At 75.2% G+C, this 16,628-nt stretch carries 14 protein-coding genes and 1 pseudogene; 6 read left to right on the top strand and 9 right to left on the bottom strand.

The window, feature by feature from the left end:
• Nucleotides 1-37: 37 nt before the first annotated feature.
• The 3 genes from aroA to hisN all read left to right on the top strand — a co-directional run bounded on the left by aroA (nt 38) and on the right by hisN (nt 3,972).
• Complete coding sequence (gene aroA, locus ACFT5B_RS19100) at nt 38-1,393, top strand: 3-phosphoshikimate 1-carboxyvinyltransferase (protein ID WP_386800769.1); 1,356 nt, start codon at nt 38-40, stop codon at nt 1,391-1,393.
• Between the two features lie 4 nt (nt 1,394-1,397).
• Nucleotides 1,398-2,474 carry a ribosome small subunit-dependent GTPase A gene (rsgA, locus tag ACFT5B_RS19095; protein ID WP_386800768.1) on the top strand — a complete coding sequence of 359 codons (1,077 nt, stop codon included), beginning with the start codon at nt 1,398-1,400 and terminating at the stop codon, nt 2,472-2,474.
• Nucleotides 2,475-3,189: 715 nt separating this feature from the next.
• Nucleotides 3,190-3,972, top strand: coding sequence for a histidinol-phosphatase (hisN, locus tag ACFT5B_RS19090; RefSeq protein ID WP_386800767.1), 783 nt, complete (start codon nt 3,190-3,192; stop codon nt 3,970-3,972).
• 34 nt (nt 3,973-4,006) lie between these two features.
• On the opposite strand, the gene ACFT5B_RS19085 is transcribed toward hisN, so the two are convergent.
• From ACFT5B_RS19085 to ACFT5B_RS19075, 3 genes are read right to left on the bottom strand one after another with little or no spacing between them, the layout of a single operon-like run.
• Nucleotides 4,007-4,495 carry a DUF6912 family protein gene (locus ACFT5B_RS19085; RefSeq protein WP_386800766.1) on the bottom strand — a complete coding sequence of 163 codons (489 nt, stop codon included), beginning with the start codon at nt 4,493-4,495 and terminating at the stop codon, nt 4,007-4,009.
• A gap of 4 nt (nt 4,496-4,499) precedes the next feature.
• Nucleotides 4,500-5,852: a CpaE family protein gene (locus ACFT5B_RS19080; protein WP_386800765.1), complete on the bottom strand. Its 1,353-nt coding sequence runs from the start codon at nt 5,850-5,852 to the stop codon at nt 4,500-4,502.
• Nucleotides 5,849-6,535 (bottom strand): SAF domain-containing protein, encoded by a 687-nt coding sequence (locus ACFT5B_RS19075; RefSeq protein ID WP_386800764.1) that lies wholly within the window; start codon nt 6,533-6,535, stop codon nt 5,849-5,851. The genes ACFT5B_RS19080 and ACFT5B_RS19075 overlap by 4 nt, the downstream gene beginning before the upstream one ends.
• 182 nt (nt 6,536-6,717) lie before the next feature.
• On the opposite strand from ACFT5B_RS19075, the gene ACFT5B_RS19070 reads away from it, so the two are divergent.
• Nucleotides 6,718-6,939 (top strand): helix-turn-helix domain-containing protein, encoded by a 222-nt coding sequence (locus tag ACFT5B_RS19070; RefSeq protein ID WP_386800763.1) that lies wholly within the window; start codon nt 6,718-6,720, stop codon nt 6,937-6,939.
• A gap of 37 nt (nt 6,940-6,976) precedes the next feature.
• Here ACFT5B_RS19070 and ACFT5B_RS19065 read toward each other — a convergent pair whose 3' ends face one another.
• Nucleotides 6,977-7,597, bottom strand: a complete 621-nt coding sequence (locus ACFT5B_RS19065) for a hypothetical protein (RefSeq protein WP_386800762.1) — start codon at nt 7,595-7,597, stop codon at nt 6,977-6,979.
• A 108-nt stretch (nt 7,598-7,705) separates the two neighbouring features.
• Here ACFT5B_RS19065 and ACFT5B_RS19060 point away from each other — a divergent pair, with 108 nt between their 5' ends.
• Both ACFT5B_RS19060 and ACFT5B_RS19055 read left to right on the top strand, forming a co-directional pair.
• Nucleotides 7,706-8,710 (top strand): LysM peptidoglycan-binding domain-containing protein, encoded by a 1,005-nt coding sequence (locus ACFT5B_RS19060; protein WP_386800761.1) that lies wholly within the window; start codon nt 7,706-7,708, stop codon nt 8,708-8,710.
• Nucleotides 8,707-9,456 (top strand): Rv3235 family protein, encoded by a 750-nt coding sequence (locus ACFT5B_RS19055; RefSeq protein ID WP_386800760.1) that lies wholly within the window; start codon nt 8,707-8,709, stop codon nt 9,454-9,456. Before ACFT5B_RS19060 ends, ACFT5B_RS19055 begins: the two co-directional genes overlap by 4 nt.
• A gap of 23 nt (nt 9,457-9,479) precedes the next feature.
• Here ACFT5B_RS19055 and ACFT5B_RS19050 read toward each other — a convergent pair whose 3' ends face one another.
• From ACFT5B_RS19050 to ACFT5B_RS19030, 5 genes and pseudogenes are all read right to left on the bottom strand, one after another.
• Nucleotides 9,480-10,151 (bottom strand): YceI family protein, encoded by a 672-nt coding sequence (locus ACFT5B_RS19050; RefSeq protein ID WP_386800759.1) that lies wholly within the window; start codon nt 10,149-10,151, stop codon nt 9,480-9,482.
• A 252-nt stretch (nt 10,152-10,403) separates the two neighbouring features.
• Nucleotides 10,404-13,361, bottom strand: coding sequence for a preprotein translocase subunit SecA (gene secA, locus ACFT5B_RS19045; protein WP_386800758.1), 2,958 nt, complete (start codon nt 13,359-13,361; stop codon nt 10,404-10,406).
• Nucleotides 13,362-13,509: 148 nt separating this feature from the next.
• Nucleotides 13,510-14,667, bottom strand: a pseudogene (locus ACFT5B_RS19040) (winged helix-turn-helix domain-containing protein).
• 194 nt (nt 14,668-14,861) lie between these two features.
• Nucleotides 14,862-15,491: a ribosome hibernation-promoting factor, HPF/YfiA family gene (hpf, locus tag ACFT5B_RS19035; RefSeq protein ID WP_386800757.1), complete on the bottom strand. Its 630-nt coding sequence runs from the start codon at nt 15,489-15,491 to the stop codon at nt 14,862-14,864.
• Nucleotides 15,492-15,766: 275 nt separating this feature from the next.
• Nucleotides 15,767-16,462: a ComF family protein gene (locus ACFT5B_RS19030; RefSeq protein WP_386800756.1), complete on the bottom strand. Its 696-nt coding sequence runs from the start codon at nt 16,460-16,462 to the stop codon at nt 15,767-15,769.
• Between the last annotated feature and the right edge of the window lie 166 nt (nt 16,463-16,628).

The raw sequence follows: 16,628 nt of genomic DNA, 5'->3' as shown, positions 1-16,628 counted from the left end.
CCGGTCCGGTGCGCCCGCGGGCCGCTAGCCTGAGGACATGACGACCCCCGGGACCGCGCCGCTGACCGCCTTGCCGACCGACGACGCACCCTGGGCCGCACCTGTCGCGAGCGAGCCGCTCGACGCCACGGTCGAGGTCCCCGGGTCCAAGTCGCTGACCAACCGCCTGCTCGTGCTCGCGGCGCTCGCCGACGGCCCGGGTGTCCTGCGTGGCGCACTGCGCAGCCGCGACTCCGACCTCATGGTCGCCGCGCTCCGTGCCCTCGGCGTCCGGGTCGACGTGGACGGGTCGACCATCGGCGTCACACCCCAGCCGCTGCACGGCGACGCCGCCGTCGACTGCGGGCTCGCCGGCACCGTCATGCGCTTCCTCCCTCCGGTCGCCGCGCTCGCGACCGGCGCCGTCCGGTTCGACGGCGACGAGGCCGCGCGGATCCGCCCCATGGCGCCCGTGCTCGGTGCCCTGCGCCAGCTCGGGGTGACCGTCGACGACGGCGGCCGCGGACGGCTGCCCTTCACCGTGACCGGCGCGGGCGGCGTGCGGGGCGGAGCCGTCGACGTCGACGCGTCCGCCTCGAGCCAGTTCGTGTCCGGCCTGCTGCTCGCGGGCGCGCGGTTCGACGACGGTCTGACCGTCCGTCACGTGGGCGCGCACCTGCCCTCGCTGCCCCACATCGAGATGACCGTCCTGACGTTGCGGGAGGTGGGCGTCGAGGTCCAGGTCTCGGGGCTCGGCGGCGGCGCAGGCGACGTCCCGACGTGGCGGGTCCTGCCCGGCACGATCGCCGCGCGCGACGTCCGGGTCGAGCCCGACCTGTCGAACGCCGCGCCGTTCCTCGCCGCGGCCCTCGTCGCGGGCGGCTCGGTCCGTGTCCCCGGATGGCCGGCCGAGACCACGCAGCCCGGCGCGCTCGTCCCCGACCTCCTGGCCCGCATGGGCGGCCGCTGCACGCTCGACGACGGGGTCCTCACCGTGACGGGCGACGGCACCGTCCACGGCATCGACGTCGACCTCGCCCCCGCCGGCGAGCTCGCCCCGACGATCGCGGCGCTCGCCGCCCTCGCCGACTCCCCCAGCCGCCTGCGCGGCATCGCGCACCTCCGCGGGCACGAGACCGACCGGCTGGCCGCCCTGCGTGCCGAGATCGTCGCGCTCGGGGGCGGCTGCGAGGAGACCGGAGACGGCCTCGTCATCACGCCCGCGCCGCTGCACGGCGGCGTCTGGCACTCGTACGCCGACCACCGGATGGCGACGTCCGGGGCTCTCGTCGGGCTGCGCGTGCCCGGCGTGGAGGTCGAGAACGTCTCGACGACCGCCAAGACGCTGCCGGGCTTCACGGGGCTGTGGTCCGGGATGCTCGGCGCGGTCGACGCGCCCGGCGGGCGGGACTGAGGCCGTGGGTCGGCGCGTCCTCGACGAGTCCGACGTCCGGTCGCGCCCGTCGCGCCGCGGCACCCGACCCCGGACCAAGCAACGCCCTGCCCACGAGGACGCCGCGCCCGGGATGGTGACCGCCGTCGACCGCGGCCGGTACACGCTCCTGCTCGACGAGGACGGTCCCGACGAGCGGACCGTGCTCGCCATGAAGGCGCGCGAGCTCACGCGCGACCGGGTGGTCTGCGGGGACCGGGTCGACGTCGTCGGGGACACGAGCGGCGACGAGGGCACGCTCGCCCGGATCGTGCGGATCGGAGAACGCCGGACCGTGCTGCGGCGCACCGCCGACGACACCGACCCCTACGAGCGGATCGTCGTCGCGAACGCCGACCAGCTCGTCATCGTCACGGCCCTCGCCCAGCCCGAGCCGCGGACGGGGTTCATCGACCGGGCCGTCGTCGCCGCGTACGACGCCGGGATGGACGTCCTCCTCTGCCTCACCAAGGCGGACCTGGCGAGCCCCGACGAGCTGCGCGACCTGTACGAGCCGATCGGGGTGCGCGTCGTCGTGACGCACCGGGGACCTGGAGCCGACGGCGCGATCGTCGGCGTCGGCACGCTCCGGGACGCGGTCGCGGGGAGGGTCTCCGTGCTCCTCGGGCACTCGGGGGTCGGCAAGTCGACCCTCGTCAACGCGCTCGTCCCCGGGACCGGGCGGGCGACCGGGCACGTCAACGACGTCACCGGCCGCGGCCGCCACACCTCCACCTCCGCCGTGGCCCTCCGCCTCCCCGCGCCCGACGGCGGTCTCGCACCCGGCGAGCACCGCGGCTGGGTGATCGACACCCCCGGCATCCGGTCGTTCGGGCTCGCGCACGTCGAGGTCGACCGCGTGCTCCGGGCGTTCGAGGACCTCGACGCCGTCGCCGTGGACCGTTGTCCGCGGGGGTGCACGCACCTCGCCGACGCCCCCGACTGCGCGCTCGACGACTGGGTGGCCGAGGCGCCCGACGACACGACGCGCGACGCCCGTGCCGCCCGGCTCGCGTCGTTCCGGCGCCTCGTGGTCGCGCGGGCGTCGGGCGAGCGGGACTGAGGCCCCGCGCCGGAACACCTCCCGAAGCTCCCGCTCGCGCCGAGCGCGACGGTGATGTCCGCCGAGGGTGACGTTCTGTTCGCCGACGGGACGTCCCGTTCGCCGACGGTGACGTCCCGTTCGCCGACGGTGGCGTTCTGTTCGCCGAGGGTGACGTTCCGTTCGCCGACCGTGACGTTCCGTTCGCCGACGGTGACGCAGCCCTCGCCGACGGTGACGTTCGGGTCCCGACCGCCGCGCCGAGCCAGCGATCAGCGACCGGGGGCTGGCGCCGACCATGGTGATGTCCCCATGCTCGGCGCGCGACGACGTGGCTGATCGCATACTCGACGTGCGGACGCGCCAGACGACGACCGAGCGGGTGGGTGAGGGGAGGTGGTGAAGGGCGTCAAGGAGTGCGCACGGCCCCCAGGGCCGAAGCACGACAGCCCGAACCAGCTCGCCGCACCCGCCCGCGAACCCAACCCCGCGCGTCACCCTCGGCGAACACAGCGTCACCGTCGGCGATCCCAGCGTCACCGTCGGCGATCCCAGCGTCACCCTCGGCGAACGCAACGTCACCGTCGGCGAACGCAACGTCACCGTCGGCGAACGCAACGTCACCGTCGGCGAACCCAGCGTCACCGTCGGTGGACAGGGGTCACCACCCGCGGCAGCGGCACCTGTCCGGCGCGCGCTGCGACCGGCGACCGCGCGGCACCACTACGTTGTCCTCATGACCCGCTACGACGACGACCTACGTCTGGCGCACGTGATCGCCGACCAGGTCGACCAGCACACGATGTCCCGGTTCAAGGCGCTCGACCTGCACGTCGAGTCCAAGCCGGACCGCACGCCGGTCTCCGACGCCGACCGCGACGCCGAGCGGATGATCCGGTCGACGCTCGAGCGGGCCCGCACCCGCGACGCGATCCTGGGCGAGGAGTTCGGGGCGACGGGGTCGTCGCCGCGGCGGTGGATCCTCGACCCGATCGACGGCACCAAGAACTTCGTCCGTGGTGTGCCCGTGTGGGCGACGCTGATCGGCCTCGTCGACGGTGACGAGGTCGTCGCCGGGCTCGTGTCGGCGCCCGCGCTGGGGCGGCGCTGGTGGGCGGCGAAGGGGTCGGGCGCGTGGACGGGCAAGTCCCTGTCCGCGGCGACCCGGCTGCAGGTCTCGGGCGTGACGGAGCTCGAGGACGCGTCGCTGTCCTACTCGAGCCTCACGGGCTGGGAGGAGCGCGACCGGCTCGACTCCATGCTCGACCTGCACCGCACCGTCTGGCGAACCCGCGCCTACGGCGACTTCTGGTCCTACGTGCTCGTGGCCGAGGGCGCCGTCGACGTCGCCGCCGAGCCCGAGCTCGAGCTCTACGACATGGCCGCGCTCGTCCCGATCGTCACCGAGGCCGGCGGCCGGTTCACCGGCCTCGACGGTAAGCCCGGACCGTTCAGCGGGAACGCGATCGCCTCGAACGGCCACCTGCACGACGCCGCGCTCGACTACCTGGGCGACTGACCGCGAGGTAGTCGCCCGCGCGGGGCACCGGCGGTCAGCGCGGGGCGTGCGCGAGCTCGGTCCAGTCGTACCAGAGCAGGTCCCGGTCGACGACGGCCTGGAGCGCATCGTCGAGGTCGGCCTCCGCGACCTGCCCGACCTTGAGCACGTCGGGGCCGGCGTCGGTCTCGTCCACGTGCGCGCACACGACCTGCGCGACGACGTCGTCGGTGACCTGGACGGTGCTGGGCGACACGTCGTCCCCGGAGACGAGTGCGTCGCCCACGACGCCGCCCGGCACCTCGACGGTCACCACGACGCGCAGCGGCGACGTAGCGCCCTGGAGGACGAGCCCCAGCGAGTCGTCGGCGGCGGCGAGCCACGCGGCGTACTCGAGGCCCTCGTCGTCCTCGTCGGGCAGCTCTGCCCGGAGGCCCGGGGTCACGGCGTGCGCGACACGCGGCCCGATCGGCCACGTGGCCCGCGTCGTCGTCGTGGTCACGGAGTCGAGGTCGTCGCGGGTCGCGGGCACGTACAGGCGCATGGCCTCAGTGTGCCCGCTCGAGCGCCTCGCGTCGTACCGGCCCGCCGACAGGCCCGCCCGTCTCGGCGGCCGGAACGGGCAGGAGCGCACGGACGGCGTTCGCGAGAGTGGTGAGCGCGGACCGGACAGGCGACGACGGGGCACACTCCGCGACGACCCGCCCCTCGAGGACGGCGCGGTCGCACGCCGCGGGGTCGTCGGGCAGCAGGATCGGCGCGTCGACGCCCGCGTACCGGGCGAGGACGTCGCCGACGGCCTGCGCGGGACGGCTGCCCGACGCGCGCCCGCGCACGCGGTTCGCGACGACGACGCGGGGCGCGAGCACGCCGGCGTCGTCGAGGTCCCCGAGCCCGCGCACGAGGCGCTGGATCCCCACCGGGTCGGCGCCGCCGACGACGACCACGACGTCCGCGGCGGCGAGCGCGGACAGGGTGGCGGCGTTACGTTGCGGGGCACGGGTGTCGTAGGTGAGGAGCTCGTCGTGCTCGAGCGAGAACCCGCAGTCGACGACGGTGACGTCGGCGACCTCCCGCGCCCGCTCCCACACGACGTCGAGCGACGACGCCGGCAGCTCGACCCAGCGCGCGGGTCGCGTGATGCCGGTGAGCACCCGCAGCCGCGCGAGCACGTAGGGACTCACCCGGGCGAGCGCGACGGCGTCGAGCACGCCCTGGGCGGCGGCGCGGGACGCCGCGGCGAGCCCGACGGACTCGTCGAGCATCCCGAGGAGCTGGGCGACGACCCCGCCGTAGGTGTCGGCGTCGGCGAGCAGCACCTCGACGTCCGGGCCTTCGGGCGCGCCCCGACGACGCCCCGCCCGACGTCCGGCGCCCGCGAGCTCGGCGGCCAGGTTCACCGCGACGGTCGACCGGCCCGGCGCCCCCGTCGGGCCCCAGACGGCGACCACGCTGCCCGAGCGCCGGACTACCGGGGCGTCGTCGAGCTCGGGGAGCGCCCCCGTCTCGGGCCGGGCGGGGTCGCGCAGCGCGTCCCGGACGGTCGAGACCAGCGTGGTCCCGTCCGCGAGCGCCGCGGCGAGGGCGAGCAGCCGGTCCGGGCCGAGCGCACGGACGCGCTGCTCCTCGTGCGCAACGTCGTCGTGGAGGACGACGACCCTCGCGCCGACCTCGTGGAGGGCGGCGACGGCGGCACGGTCGAGCCCGGTCAGGTCGCCGGAGACGACGGCCACGGCGCCGAGGCCGGCAGCGGCGGCGGCGAGCAGCTCGGCGACGTCCGCGCAGCGACGCACGACGACGGTCCCCGGGTCCGCCGCGAGGGTCGTGGCGACGCCGGCCTCCGCGGGCCCGCGGACCGCGCAGAGGACGGGGACCGGGGTGCCGTCGGGGAGCGCGCTCACTTCGCGCCGCCCGGGACGACGGTCACCGTGCCGTCCGCGGCGAGCGCGGCGAGGACGGCCGGCAGGTCGCCGGGCCGGACGAGCACCTGGACGGTCGTCTGGCCGCCGACGACGAGGCTCGAGCCGGGCTCGTCGACCTGGGCGACGACCGCGCCCTGGGTGAGCCGCCGCGGCGCGCCGGCGTCGTCGGCGCCCCCTGCGACGACCGTGCCCGAGGCCGCCTTCGGGACGAACCAGACGTCCACGGTCGACCCGGTGCGCACGCGGTCGGACAGCGTGCCGGACACGGGGACGGCGACCGCGCGGACCGTCACGTCGGACTCCTTGCCGAGCGCCGTGCGCGGCACGAGCTCGCCGGACCGGACGACGGAGGTCGCGACGGACCCGGCGGTCAACCCGTCCCCCTCGGGGGCGAGATAGCGGCTCGCCTCGCCGCCGAGGTTCACGTCGACGACGCGCAGGTCGGAGGCCTCGACCGGGTCGCCTGGGACGAGGTCGTGCGCGGCGACGTAGACGGGTGCCGTGTCCCGCGCCGACGAGACGACGGTCGCGCCGAGCGCGACCGAGCCGGCGACGAGGGCGCACCCCACGAGGAGGCGCGGGTCGCGCCAGGTGGGGCGCCGCAGACGTGGGGTCACGGGGGTCGGGAGCGGCTCGAGGGTCGGCCGGAGGGTCGTCGTCATCGTCGGTCCGTCTCCTGGGAAGGGTGGGCGGGGTGAGGGAGGGTCGGGTGACAGCCGGTCGGGCCCGGTCGCGGCCGCCCGACCCGCACGCAGTCTCTCGTGCGCGACGGGTCGGTCGGGGGGTCGCCGGTGGATCTGTGGACAACCCGGTCCGGGCGAGGTCGGCGTGCCAGACTCAGGTCATGGCTACCCGGTTCCTCACGCTCGCGGACGTGACGGAGGTGCTGAACATCTCCTCGGCCCAGGCGTACGCGCTCGTCCGCTCGGGCGAGCTGCCCGCGATCCAGGTCGGCGGCCGGGGCCAGTGGCGGGTCGAGGCGACGGTGCTCGAGGAGTACATCCAGCGCATGTACGCGCAGACCCGCGCCCGGATCGACGCAGGCACGCTCGAGGAGCGCGGCTGACCCGTCACGCGCGTCCCCCTGCAGCCCTGCCATCCGGTCAGACCACCTCGCTGATGCAGAGCACGCGGTCGAGCGGTACCGCCGTCGACGACGGCCGTCCGGCGCCCGCGCCCCACCCGCCGAGGTCGGGGCCGACGGAGCCGCCCGGGGTTCCGGCGTCGTCGAGCTCGACGTAGTCCTTGCCCACCCGGGCGACGCGTCCGGCGACGGTGCCGGCACGCGTGAGCGCGAGCACCCGCACGCGGTCGCGGGCGAGCGCGCGCAGCGCGGAGGGCAGCCCGAGCCGCCGCTCGACGACGCCGGCCCCGGGCGCGGCCAGCGCGCCCACGCCCTGCACCCACGCGACCGCGTGGAGCGGGACGAGATGGCGGCGGACGCCCTCCTGGAGCTCGAACCACTGCTCGGCGGCCGACGCGATGCGACCGCGGACCACGGTGCCGTCGTCGAGCGCGACGGTCACGGCAGTGCCGCCCGACGCACGCACCCGCGCCGCGAGCGGCACCGCCGCGTGCTCGGCGCGCGTGAGGTCCTCGACCCGGGCGTCGAGCTCGCTCCGCGCCATCGCGGCGAGCTGCGCCTCCATGTCGTCGAAGAGGTCGTCCCAGCGCACGCGCCACAGGGTGCCCGAGTAACGGATCTCCCGGTCGCCGTCGTCCACATGCCGAACACGACCCTTGACCAGCGTGACCCATTCGGGTTTGATCGAGCCCAGTCGATATCAAACGACACCAAACTGCATCACACCAGCAGTCGGAGGGCGAGGGACATGGGCCGAGCAGCACGGCAGGACACCGGCGCCGAACAGGAGACCCCGTCGCACGCCCGCGCGCTCGGCGCGCTCGCGGCCCTCCTCGGGCTCGCGCTGGCAGCACCCGCCCTCGCCGTCTGGCTCGTCGTCGTGTCGACCGGGCTCGTGGAGCCCGCCCTCGGGAGCGACCTCAGCCTCGCGTCACGCCTCGACGTCCTGGGGATCGAGCGGCTCGTGGCGGTCCCGATCCTCCTCGTCGGCGCGGTCGTCGCGGCGCGGCTCACCGTCCACACGCTGCTCGCCCTCGGCTACGTCCTCGCCGCACGCGCCGGGCGCCCGCTCCCCCGCCTGCGCCGGGTCGTGGCCGACCGTGCTCCCGCCGTGGTCCGGGGGCTCGCACGCCGGGCGGTCGGCGCGGGCGTCGGGATGAGCCTCGGTGCCGGCGTCGCACTGGCCGGCACCGCCGCCGCGATCGCGGCCCCCGCAGCCATGGCGGCGCCCGCCGCCGTGCTGGCGCACGACCACGCGGCCACGGGCGCCGACGGCGGCCCGGCCGCGGACCGTCCGGGCGCCGTCGGGCCCGCGGTCGGGCTCGACCTGGGGTGGCACGACCTCACTGCGGCGTCCGACGACGGCGCGAGACCCGCCGCCGCGCCCGCGGCACGGGCGGCGGCCGAGGCGGGCACCGGTGCGAGCGCCCACGGCGACGCGCTCGACCTCGGGTGGCAGCCTCTCGCGGCAAGCGGCGGCGGCGCAACCGACGGGGGCACACCGCGGACGGTGAGCGCGGCGCACCCGGCAGCTCGCGTCGCACCGGCACCGGCCGGCGACCGCACCGAGGTCACCGTCCGCCATGGCGACACGCTCTGGGACATCGCCGCCGCGCACCTCGGCCCGCACGCCACGGACGCCGAGATCGCCCGCGCTTGGCCGCGCTGGTACGACGCCAACCGCGACGCCGTCGGGGCCGACCCCGACCTGCTCCTGCCGGGCACCGTGCTCGTCGCACCGGAGCCCGCATGACCCGCGCCACGGGCCGCGCCCGCCCCGACGGCCGACCCGTCACCGACCCCGCGCCCGCACCCGAGAACCCCGCACCCAAGGAGCCCGCGATGACCGTCCTCGCCCCAGCCGCCGACCCCGCACGGACCGCCCCCTCGCACGGCGCCCCGCCACGCCGCCCCGGCCGAGCGACGCGGACCCACGGGCGCACCTCCGCTCAGGTCGCGGCCGCCGGGCCGCGGGTCCGGGCCACCCCCGCGCCGGGCCGCGGCGACCTCCTCGAGGCCGATCCGGTGCCCGTGGTGCCGCTCGTGCGGGTCAGCGGGCCGCGGGTCGTCGCCGACCTCGACGAGCTCGCCGACCGTGCGCGGAGGATCGACGCCGGCACCGCGCCCGGGTCGCCGACCGGACCCGCGGCGGGCAGCGAGCCCGCGGTCCTGCCCGACCCGACCCGCCTGTGCTGCGCCGTCGTGCGCGGGGCCGTCGAGGCGGTGCGCGGCGACCGCCCCGTCGCCCAGCTCGCCCGGTGGGTCAGCCCGACCGTCCTCGAGGCGCTCACGACCCGAGCAGGCCTGGTTCGCGGCCTGCCGCGACCGAACCGCGTGCCACGGCCCGCGCTCGTCCGGCGGGCGCGCGTGGTCCGGCTGGGAGCGACGGCCGCGGAGGCGAGCGTCGTCGTCGAGGACGTGGACCGCGTGCGGGCCGCGGCCCTGCGCGTCGAGGCGCACCGTGGCCAGTGGCGCGTGGTCGCGCTCGAGATCGGCTGAGGGGCGCCCGAGCAACCGTGGCGTCAGCCGCGCGTCGTGATGCCGTCGGACCGGATGAACTCCCCCGCGAGCTCCAGCCTGACCGTCTTCGCGACGAGCACGCCGCCCGCCTCGAGCACGACGTTCCACAGGAGGCCGAAGTCCTCGCGGTTGATCTGCGTGCTCGCGGAGAACCCGAAGATGTCGCGCCCGTAGACGTCGCGGCGCGCGCCGCCGTACTCGACGTCGAGCATGACGGGCAGGGTCGTCCCACGGATCGTGAGGTCGCCGAAGAGCCGGAAGCGCGGGGCCGTCCTCACCGTGGGGAGGACCGCGCGGTCGGGGTCGTGACGGCGCAGGCGGGCCCACGAGAGCATGGGGTCGGGCTTGACGGTCGGCCACGAGATCCCCGTGGACCGGAAGTCGATCGTCGGGTGCGCGTCCGCGTCGAGGAAGTCGCCGCTGCGCAGGTGGCCGTCGCGCTCGGCGTTGTCGGTGTCGATCGACGCCGAGTCGAGGCTCGCCGTCGCCGTGGACTCGAGCGGGTCCTCCCCGACGACGACGCTCGCCCTGCCCGTCCGGAACTCCCCCCGGACCGCGCTGATCATCATGTGCGTGGCGTTGAAGCCCAGGCGCATGTGCTCGGTGTCGAGGTGGTACGCGCCCGGGGCGGGGATCACGAGGTCGTTCCAGGTCCGCAGGGGCAGCTCGGTCATCGGTCCTCCGGGTCGTGGGCGCGGTCGGTCCGCCCGTCGTCGCGCGGCGGGGCCCTGCACGCGTGCCGGGACGCGAACCACGAGGAGGCGGGGGACGTCGGTGCGGGAGGGCTCATCGGTCGCCGAGCGCGGGGCGGTCGAGAGGTTGACGCTTCAACCACCGTACCCGACACCGTTGCCATCGGGAAAACACGAGACGGGCGCCGGGACCCGCAGGTCCCGACGCCCGTCGTCACGCCCGGAGGGCGAGGATCACTCCTCGTTCTTGCCGTGGCAGAGCTTGTACTTCTTGCCCGACCCGCACGGGCACTGCGCGTTGCGCGGGGTTCCGGGGAACGTCCGGCCGTCCGACTCGGGCGTGCCGGCCTCGCCGTGCAGCGCCTTGCGCGCCGCCGAGGCGTCACCGCGGGTGCTCGTCGAGCCGTCGTCGGAGGGCGACGTGTACTGCAGGTTCGCCGGGCGCTCCGGGGCGTCGAGGCCCTTGCCGACGAGGCGGCCGGCCGCGGGAGCCGACGGCGCCGGGGCGGAGGCCACCGACTGCCGCTCCGCCTCGAGCTCGCGTGCCGCCTCGACGTCCAGCGCCTGGGCCTCGGGGCTCGTCGGGTCGTCCAGCGCGGCAAGCTCCGCCGCCGCGGCCTCGAGCTCCGCCTCGACCTGCGGGTCGGGCTCCGCCGCCACGGGCGCACCGCCGACGGTGATCTCCTCGGCGGCCTGGACCTGCACCTCGAGCTGGAACAGGAACGAGACCGTCTCCTCCTTGATGGCGTCCGTCATCGCCTGGAAGAGCTGGTAGCCCTCGCGCTGGTACTCGACGAGCGGGTCGCGCTGGGCCATCGCGCGCAGCCCGATGCCCTCCTTGAGGTAGTCCATCTCGTAGAGGTGCTCGCGCCACTTGCGGTCCAGGACCGACAGGGTCACGCGGCGCTCGAGCTGGCGCATGTTCTCCTCGCCGAGCTCCTCCTCGCGCGCCTTGTACGCGTACTCGGCGTCCGAGAGGATCTCGGTGAGGATGAGGTCGCGCGTGAGGTGGTGGATCTCCCCCGCCTGCTCGACGACCTCAGCCGGCGTGATCGACACGGGGTAGACCGCGCGGACGGCGGTCCACAGCGCGTCGAGGTCCCACTGCTCGGGCTGGCCCTCGGCCGTCGCGCCGTCCACGTACGCCGTGATGACGTCGCGGATGAAGTGCTGCACCTGCTCCTCGAGGTCCTCGCCCTCGAGCACGCGGCGGCGCTCGTCGTAGATGACGCTGCGCTGACGGGAGAGGACGTCGTCGTACTTGAGGACGTTCTTGCGGATCTCGAAGTTGCGCGACTCGACCTGGGACTGCGCGCTGCGGATGCCGCGCGTGACCATCTTCGACTCGAGCGGGACGTCGTCCGGGAAGCCGGCGCGGTTCATCATCGACTCGGCGAGGCCCGAGTTGAACAGGCGCATGAGGTCGTCCTGCATCGACAGGTAGAACCGGGACTCGCCCGGGTCGCCCTGACGGCCGGAACGACCGCGGAGCTGGTTGTCGATGCGGCGCGACTCGTGGCGTTCGGTGCCCAGCACGTACAGGCCACCGAGGTCGGTGACCTCCTCGTGCTCGGCGGCGACGGCGGCCTTCGCGTTCTCGAGCGCGGCCGGCCACGCGGCCTCGTACTCCTCCGGGGTCTCGTTGGGGTCGAGGCCCGCCTGCGCGAGCGCGTCGACCGCCATGTGCTCCGCGTTGCCGCCGAGCATGATGTCGGTACCGCGCCCGGCCATGTTCGTGGCGACCGTGACGGCGCCCTTGCGGCCGGCCTGCGCGACGACGCGCGCCTCGCGCTCGTGCTGCTTGGCGTTGAGGACCTCGTGCGGGACGCCCTGCTTCTTCAGCAGGTTCGACAGCAGCTCGGACTTCTCGACGCTCGTCGTGCCGACGAGGACGGGCTGGCCCTTGGCGTGCCGCTCGACGATGTCATCGACGACGGCCCCGAACTTGCCCTCCTCGTTCTTGTAGACGAGGTCGGGCTGGTCGATGCGCTGCATGCCGCGGTTCGTCGGGATCGGCACGACGCCCAGCTTGTACGTGCCCTGGAACTCGGCCGCCTCGGTCTCGGCGGTACCGGTCATCCCCGAGAGCTTCTCGTACAGGCGGAAGTAGTTCTGGAGGGTGATCGTGGCGAGCGTCTGGTTCTCGGCCTTGATCTCGACGCCCTCCTTCGCCTCGATCGCCTGGTGCATGCCCTCGTTGTACCGGCGGCCGGGCAGGATGCGGCCCGTGTGCTCGTCGACGATGAGGACCTCGCCGTTGAGCACGACGTAGTCCTTGTCCCGCTTGAACAGCTCCTTGGCCTTGATGGCGTTGTTGAGGAAGCCGATGAGCGGGGTGTTGAGCGACTCGTACAGGTTGTCGATGCCGAGGTAGTCCTCGACCTTCTCGATGCCCGGCTCGAGCACGCCGACCGTGCGCTTCTTCTCGTCGACCTCGTAGTCCGCGTCCTTGGTCAGGCGCCGCGCGACGCGCGCGAACTCCGTGTACCAGCGGTTCGCGTCGCCCGACGACGGCCCCGAGATGATGAGCGGCGTGCGCGCCTCGTCGATGAGGATCGAGTCGACCTCGTCGACGATCGCGAAGTGGTGGCCGCGCTGCACGAGCTCCTCGGTGCCCCACGCCATGTTGTCGCGCAGGTAGTCGAAGCCGAACTCGTTGTTCGTGCCGTACGTGATGTCGGCCGCGTACTGCTCGCGGCGCTCGGCGGGCGTCTGGCCGGTGAGGATGCAGCCGGTCGTCAGGCCCAGGAACCGGTACACGCGGCCCATGAGGTCGCTCTGGTACTCGGCCAGGTAGTCGTTGACCGTGATGACGTGGACGCCCTTGCCGGTGAGCGCGTTGAGGTACGCGGGCGCCGTCGCGACGAGCGTCTTGCCCTCACCGGTCTTCATCTCGGCGATGTTGCCCATGTGCAGGGTCGCGCCGCCCATGAGCTGGACGTCGAAGTGCCGCTGCCCGAGGGTCCGTCGCGCGGCCTCCCGGACCGCGGCGAACGCCTCGGGGAGCAGGTCGTCGAGGGTCTCCCCCGCCGCGAGCCGCTCCTTGAAGCGGTCGGTCTCCTCGCGCAGCTCGGCGTCGGTGAGCTCGGTGAAGCTCGGCTCGAGCCGGTTGATCTGCTGGGCGAGTCCGTTCAGCTTCTTGAGGATCCGGCCCTCGCCGATGCGCAGGACCTTGTCGACAATCGCAGGCACGCACGTCTCCGTTCGGTGGGACCCCGGTCGGGCGACCGGGCGCGGCGCCCTCCACCACGAGGGTGCACCGAGCACCCATCGTAGGCGCAAAGCCTGGGCGGCCTCTGCGCGTTCCCCCAGGGCGAACCGCGCGCCCGACGCCGCCGCCTCAGACCGCGAGCGCCTCGCCCGCCGCGTCGGCCGAGCGGGTCGCGGCGGCCAGCGCCGGCGCGAGCGCACCGACGGGCTCGACCACCACCGCGCCCAGCCCGAGCCACCCCGCGAGGACCGTGAGCTCCGCCGCCAGCTCGGAGGCGGTGTCGGGCCGGGCGCCCGGCTCGTCGTGCGCGGCGAGCACGCGCAGGACGCCGGCCGCGCGGTCGGCCTTGAGGTCGACGCGCGCGGTGATCGCGTCGCCCTGGAGGAACGGGAGCACGTAGTAGCCGTGGACGCGCTTCGCGGCCGGGACGTAGATCTCGATCCGGTACCGCATCCCGAAGAGCTCCTCGAGCCGGCTGCGCTCGAACACGAGCGGGTCGAACGGGCTCAGCAGCGTCCGGGCATCGACGACCCGCGGGAACGTCGCGTCGCGGTGCGCCCACACCTTCGCGTCCCAGCCCCGCACGGTCACGGGCCGCAGCGTGCCCTCCTCGACGAGGTCCTCGATCGCCTTGTCGACGAGCGGGCCGCGCACCCGGTAGTAGTCCGCGAGGTCGCGGCGTGTCGCGACGCCGTGCGCCCGCCCGGCGATCGCGACCAGCCGGCGCACCTGGTCCTCGGGCGGCGGCGTCGGGGTCGCGAGGACCGCCCGCGGCAGAACCCGTTCGGCCAGGTCTTAGCAGCGCTCGAACGCCGCGTTGCGCCGCGCCGGGAGGACCTCGCCCGTGAAGAACAGCAGCTCGAGCGCCCGCTTGGCGACCGTCCAGTTCCACCCCCACGCGTCGCGCGTGCGGGGGTGCTCGTGCTCGAAGAGCTCCTGCACCTGGCTGGCCGTGACCGGGCCGGCGTCGCGCACGACCTCGCGCACGCGGTCGACGACGTCGGGGTGCTGGTGCACCACGGACCGGACGTTGGCCCACGCCTCCTTCTCGAACGACGCGCGGCGGAACCCGAACGACGGGAAGAGGTCGACCGGGACGTAGGAGGCCTCGTGCGCCCACGCCTCGACCACCCGGCGCGGCGACCGGCCCGACGCGCGGTCGAGCAGCCCGACGTCGTAGGGGCCGAGGCGGGCGTAGAGCGGCACGAGGTGGGCGCGCGCGAGCACGTTGACCGAGTCGATCTGGAGCACCTGCAGGCGGTCGAGCACGCGCTGGACGCCCGCCATCGTGACGCGCGCGCCGGGACGGTCGGGACGCCGCCGGGCGAGCCCCTGCGCCGCGAGAGCCGTCCGGCGGGCCTGGGCGATGGTGATCGTCTCGGGAGCCACCTGCCCAGCCTGCCGCGCGCCACCGACATGCCGACGCCCTCCCCGCGGCGGACCGCGGAGAGGGCGTCGGACGGGCGCTCAGGCCGCTGGTGTCACGCGCAGTCGCACGAGGTGTCGAGCTGCACCACGCCGTACGTCCAGCCGTGCCGGCGGTACGCGACCGACGGGCGCTTCGTCTCGCTGTCGACGAAGAGGAAGAAGTCGTGGCCGACCATCTCCATCTCGTAGAGCGCGTCGTCCACCGACATGGGCTTCGCCTGGTGGAGCTTCTCGCGGATCACCACGGGCGAGTCGCCCAGCTCGCGCTCGACGGAGTCACCCGGGTGCTCCGGGGGCGCCGGTGCGGGGACCGGGACCTCGGGTTCGGGGATCTGCGACGGCGGCCGCACGTCGACGGGGGGCGTCACCTGGTGCTGGCGGTGGTCCTTGCGCCGGTCGCGCGCGCGACGCAGGCGTTCGGAGAGCTTGTCGAGGGCGAGGTCGAGGGCACCGAAGCGGTCGTCAGCGGCCGCCTCCGCCCGGACCACGGGCCCCTTGTCGCGCACCGTGAGCTCCACGCGCTCCCGCACGCTCGCGAGCCGCGGGTTGTTCTCCCGCGTCACCTCCACGTCCACGCGCTGCGCGGTCGGGGCGAGCTGCTCCACCTTCGCGAGCTTGTCCTCCGCGTGCTGGCGGAAGCGGTCCGCGACCTCGGTGTGACGGCCGACGACGACGATCTCCATGTGAGCCTCCGTGAGGATGGACGCCCGCCGGCCTCTTCTCGGCGGCGGCGCGTCGGGTTCGAAACGGGTTCGGGCACCGCACCGGGTGCCAGGTGGGGCATCACCTCCCGACGCTCGGGCTCGGCGTCCGGCCCGACACCTGGGGCGCGCCGCCGTTCGCGGCGTCCCGCGGTGCCGGTGGTCCCGGACCTGGGGCTCGTCTCCACCCTAGCCCGGCGGGCGCGGCACGTCGCGGGGCCGCCTCGTCCGTCCAGGGTGAACCGGGGTGGTGCGGCTCACGTCGGCCGGCGGGGCGTCCGGTCGGCAGGTCGGGGCGTCGCCGCGAGGACCAGGGCGCCCACCACGACGACGCCGCGGCGGGCCAGCACGGCCTCGCAGGTCGCGAGCGTGGCGCCCGTCGTGAGGACGTCGTCGACGAGGAGCACGGGCCTCCCCGCGCACCGCGCCGCGGACCGGCGGGCGCGGACCCTGTCGCGCACGTTCGCCGCCCGGGCGCGCGCACCGAGACCCACCTGGTCGCGGCCCCGGCGCTCGGCGAGCGCGTCCACCACCTCGGCGTCGAGGCCCGACGAGCCGAGAGCCTCGGCCGCCCGGACCGCGAGCTCGCGCACCGGCACCCGGCCGCGCTCGAGCCGGGCCGCCCACGTCGACGGCGCCGGCACGACGACGAGCCCCGGCCCGCGGCCGCCGCCCGTGGGGTCCCCGCGCGCTCCACCGAGGGCGCGCCGCAGCGGCCCCGCGAGCTCGCGCGCGGCCCGGGCCACCGCGTCGCCGAGCGGCCGCGCCAGGTCCGCGCGCCCGCGGTCCTTCCAGGCGACGACCAGCCCACGGACAGGACCGGCGTACGGGGCGAGCGCCCACACCGGCAGCACCGGCAGGCCGTCGAGCCGGTCGAGGCGCGGCGCACCGTCCTCGCACCGGCGCGGACGTCCCAGGAGGCCCGCGCACGCCGCGCACAGCGGCACGTCCACGACCCCGCACCCGGGGCACTCCACGGGCAGGACGACCCGTGCGACCTCCCGGAACGCGGTCCGCAACCGTCGGGGCCACGCGCGACTCGCGCGCGCCGCGAGCGGGCCTGCGCCTGCCCGCGAGATACCGAGAGCCGGCCGAGATACCGACCCGGGCTCGGTATCT

Source organism: Luteimicrobium sp. NPDC057192, from assembly GCF_042670205.1.
Classification (GTDB): Bacteria; Actinomycetota; Actinomycetes; order Actinomycetales; family Cellulomonadaceae; genus Luteimicrobium.
The sequence above is the reverse complement of the archived record's forward strand: the minus strand, read 5'-3'. Positions and strand labels throughout refer to the sequence as shown.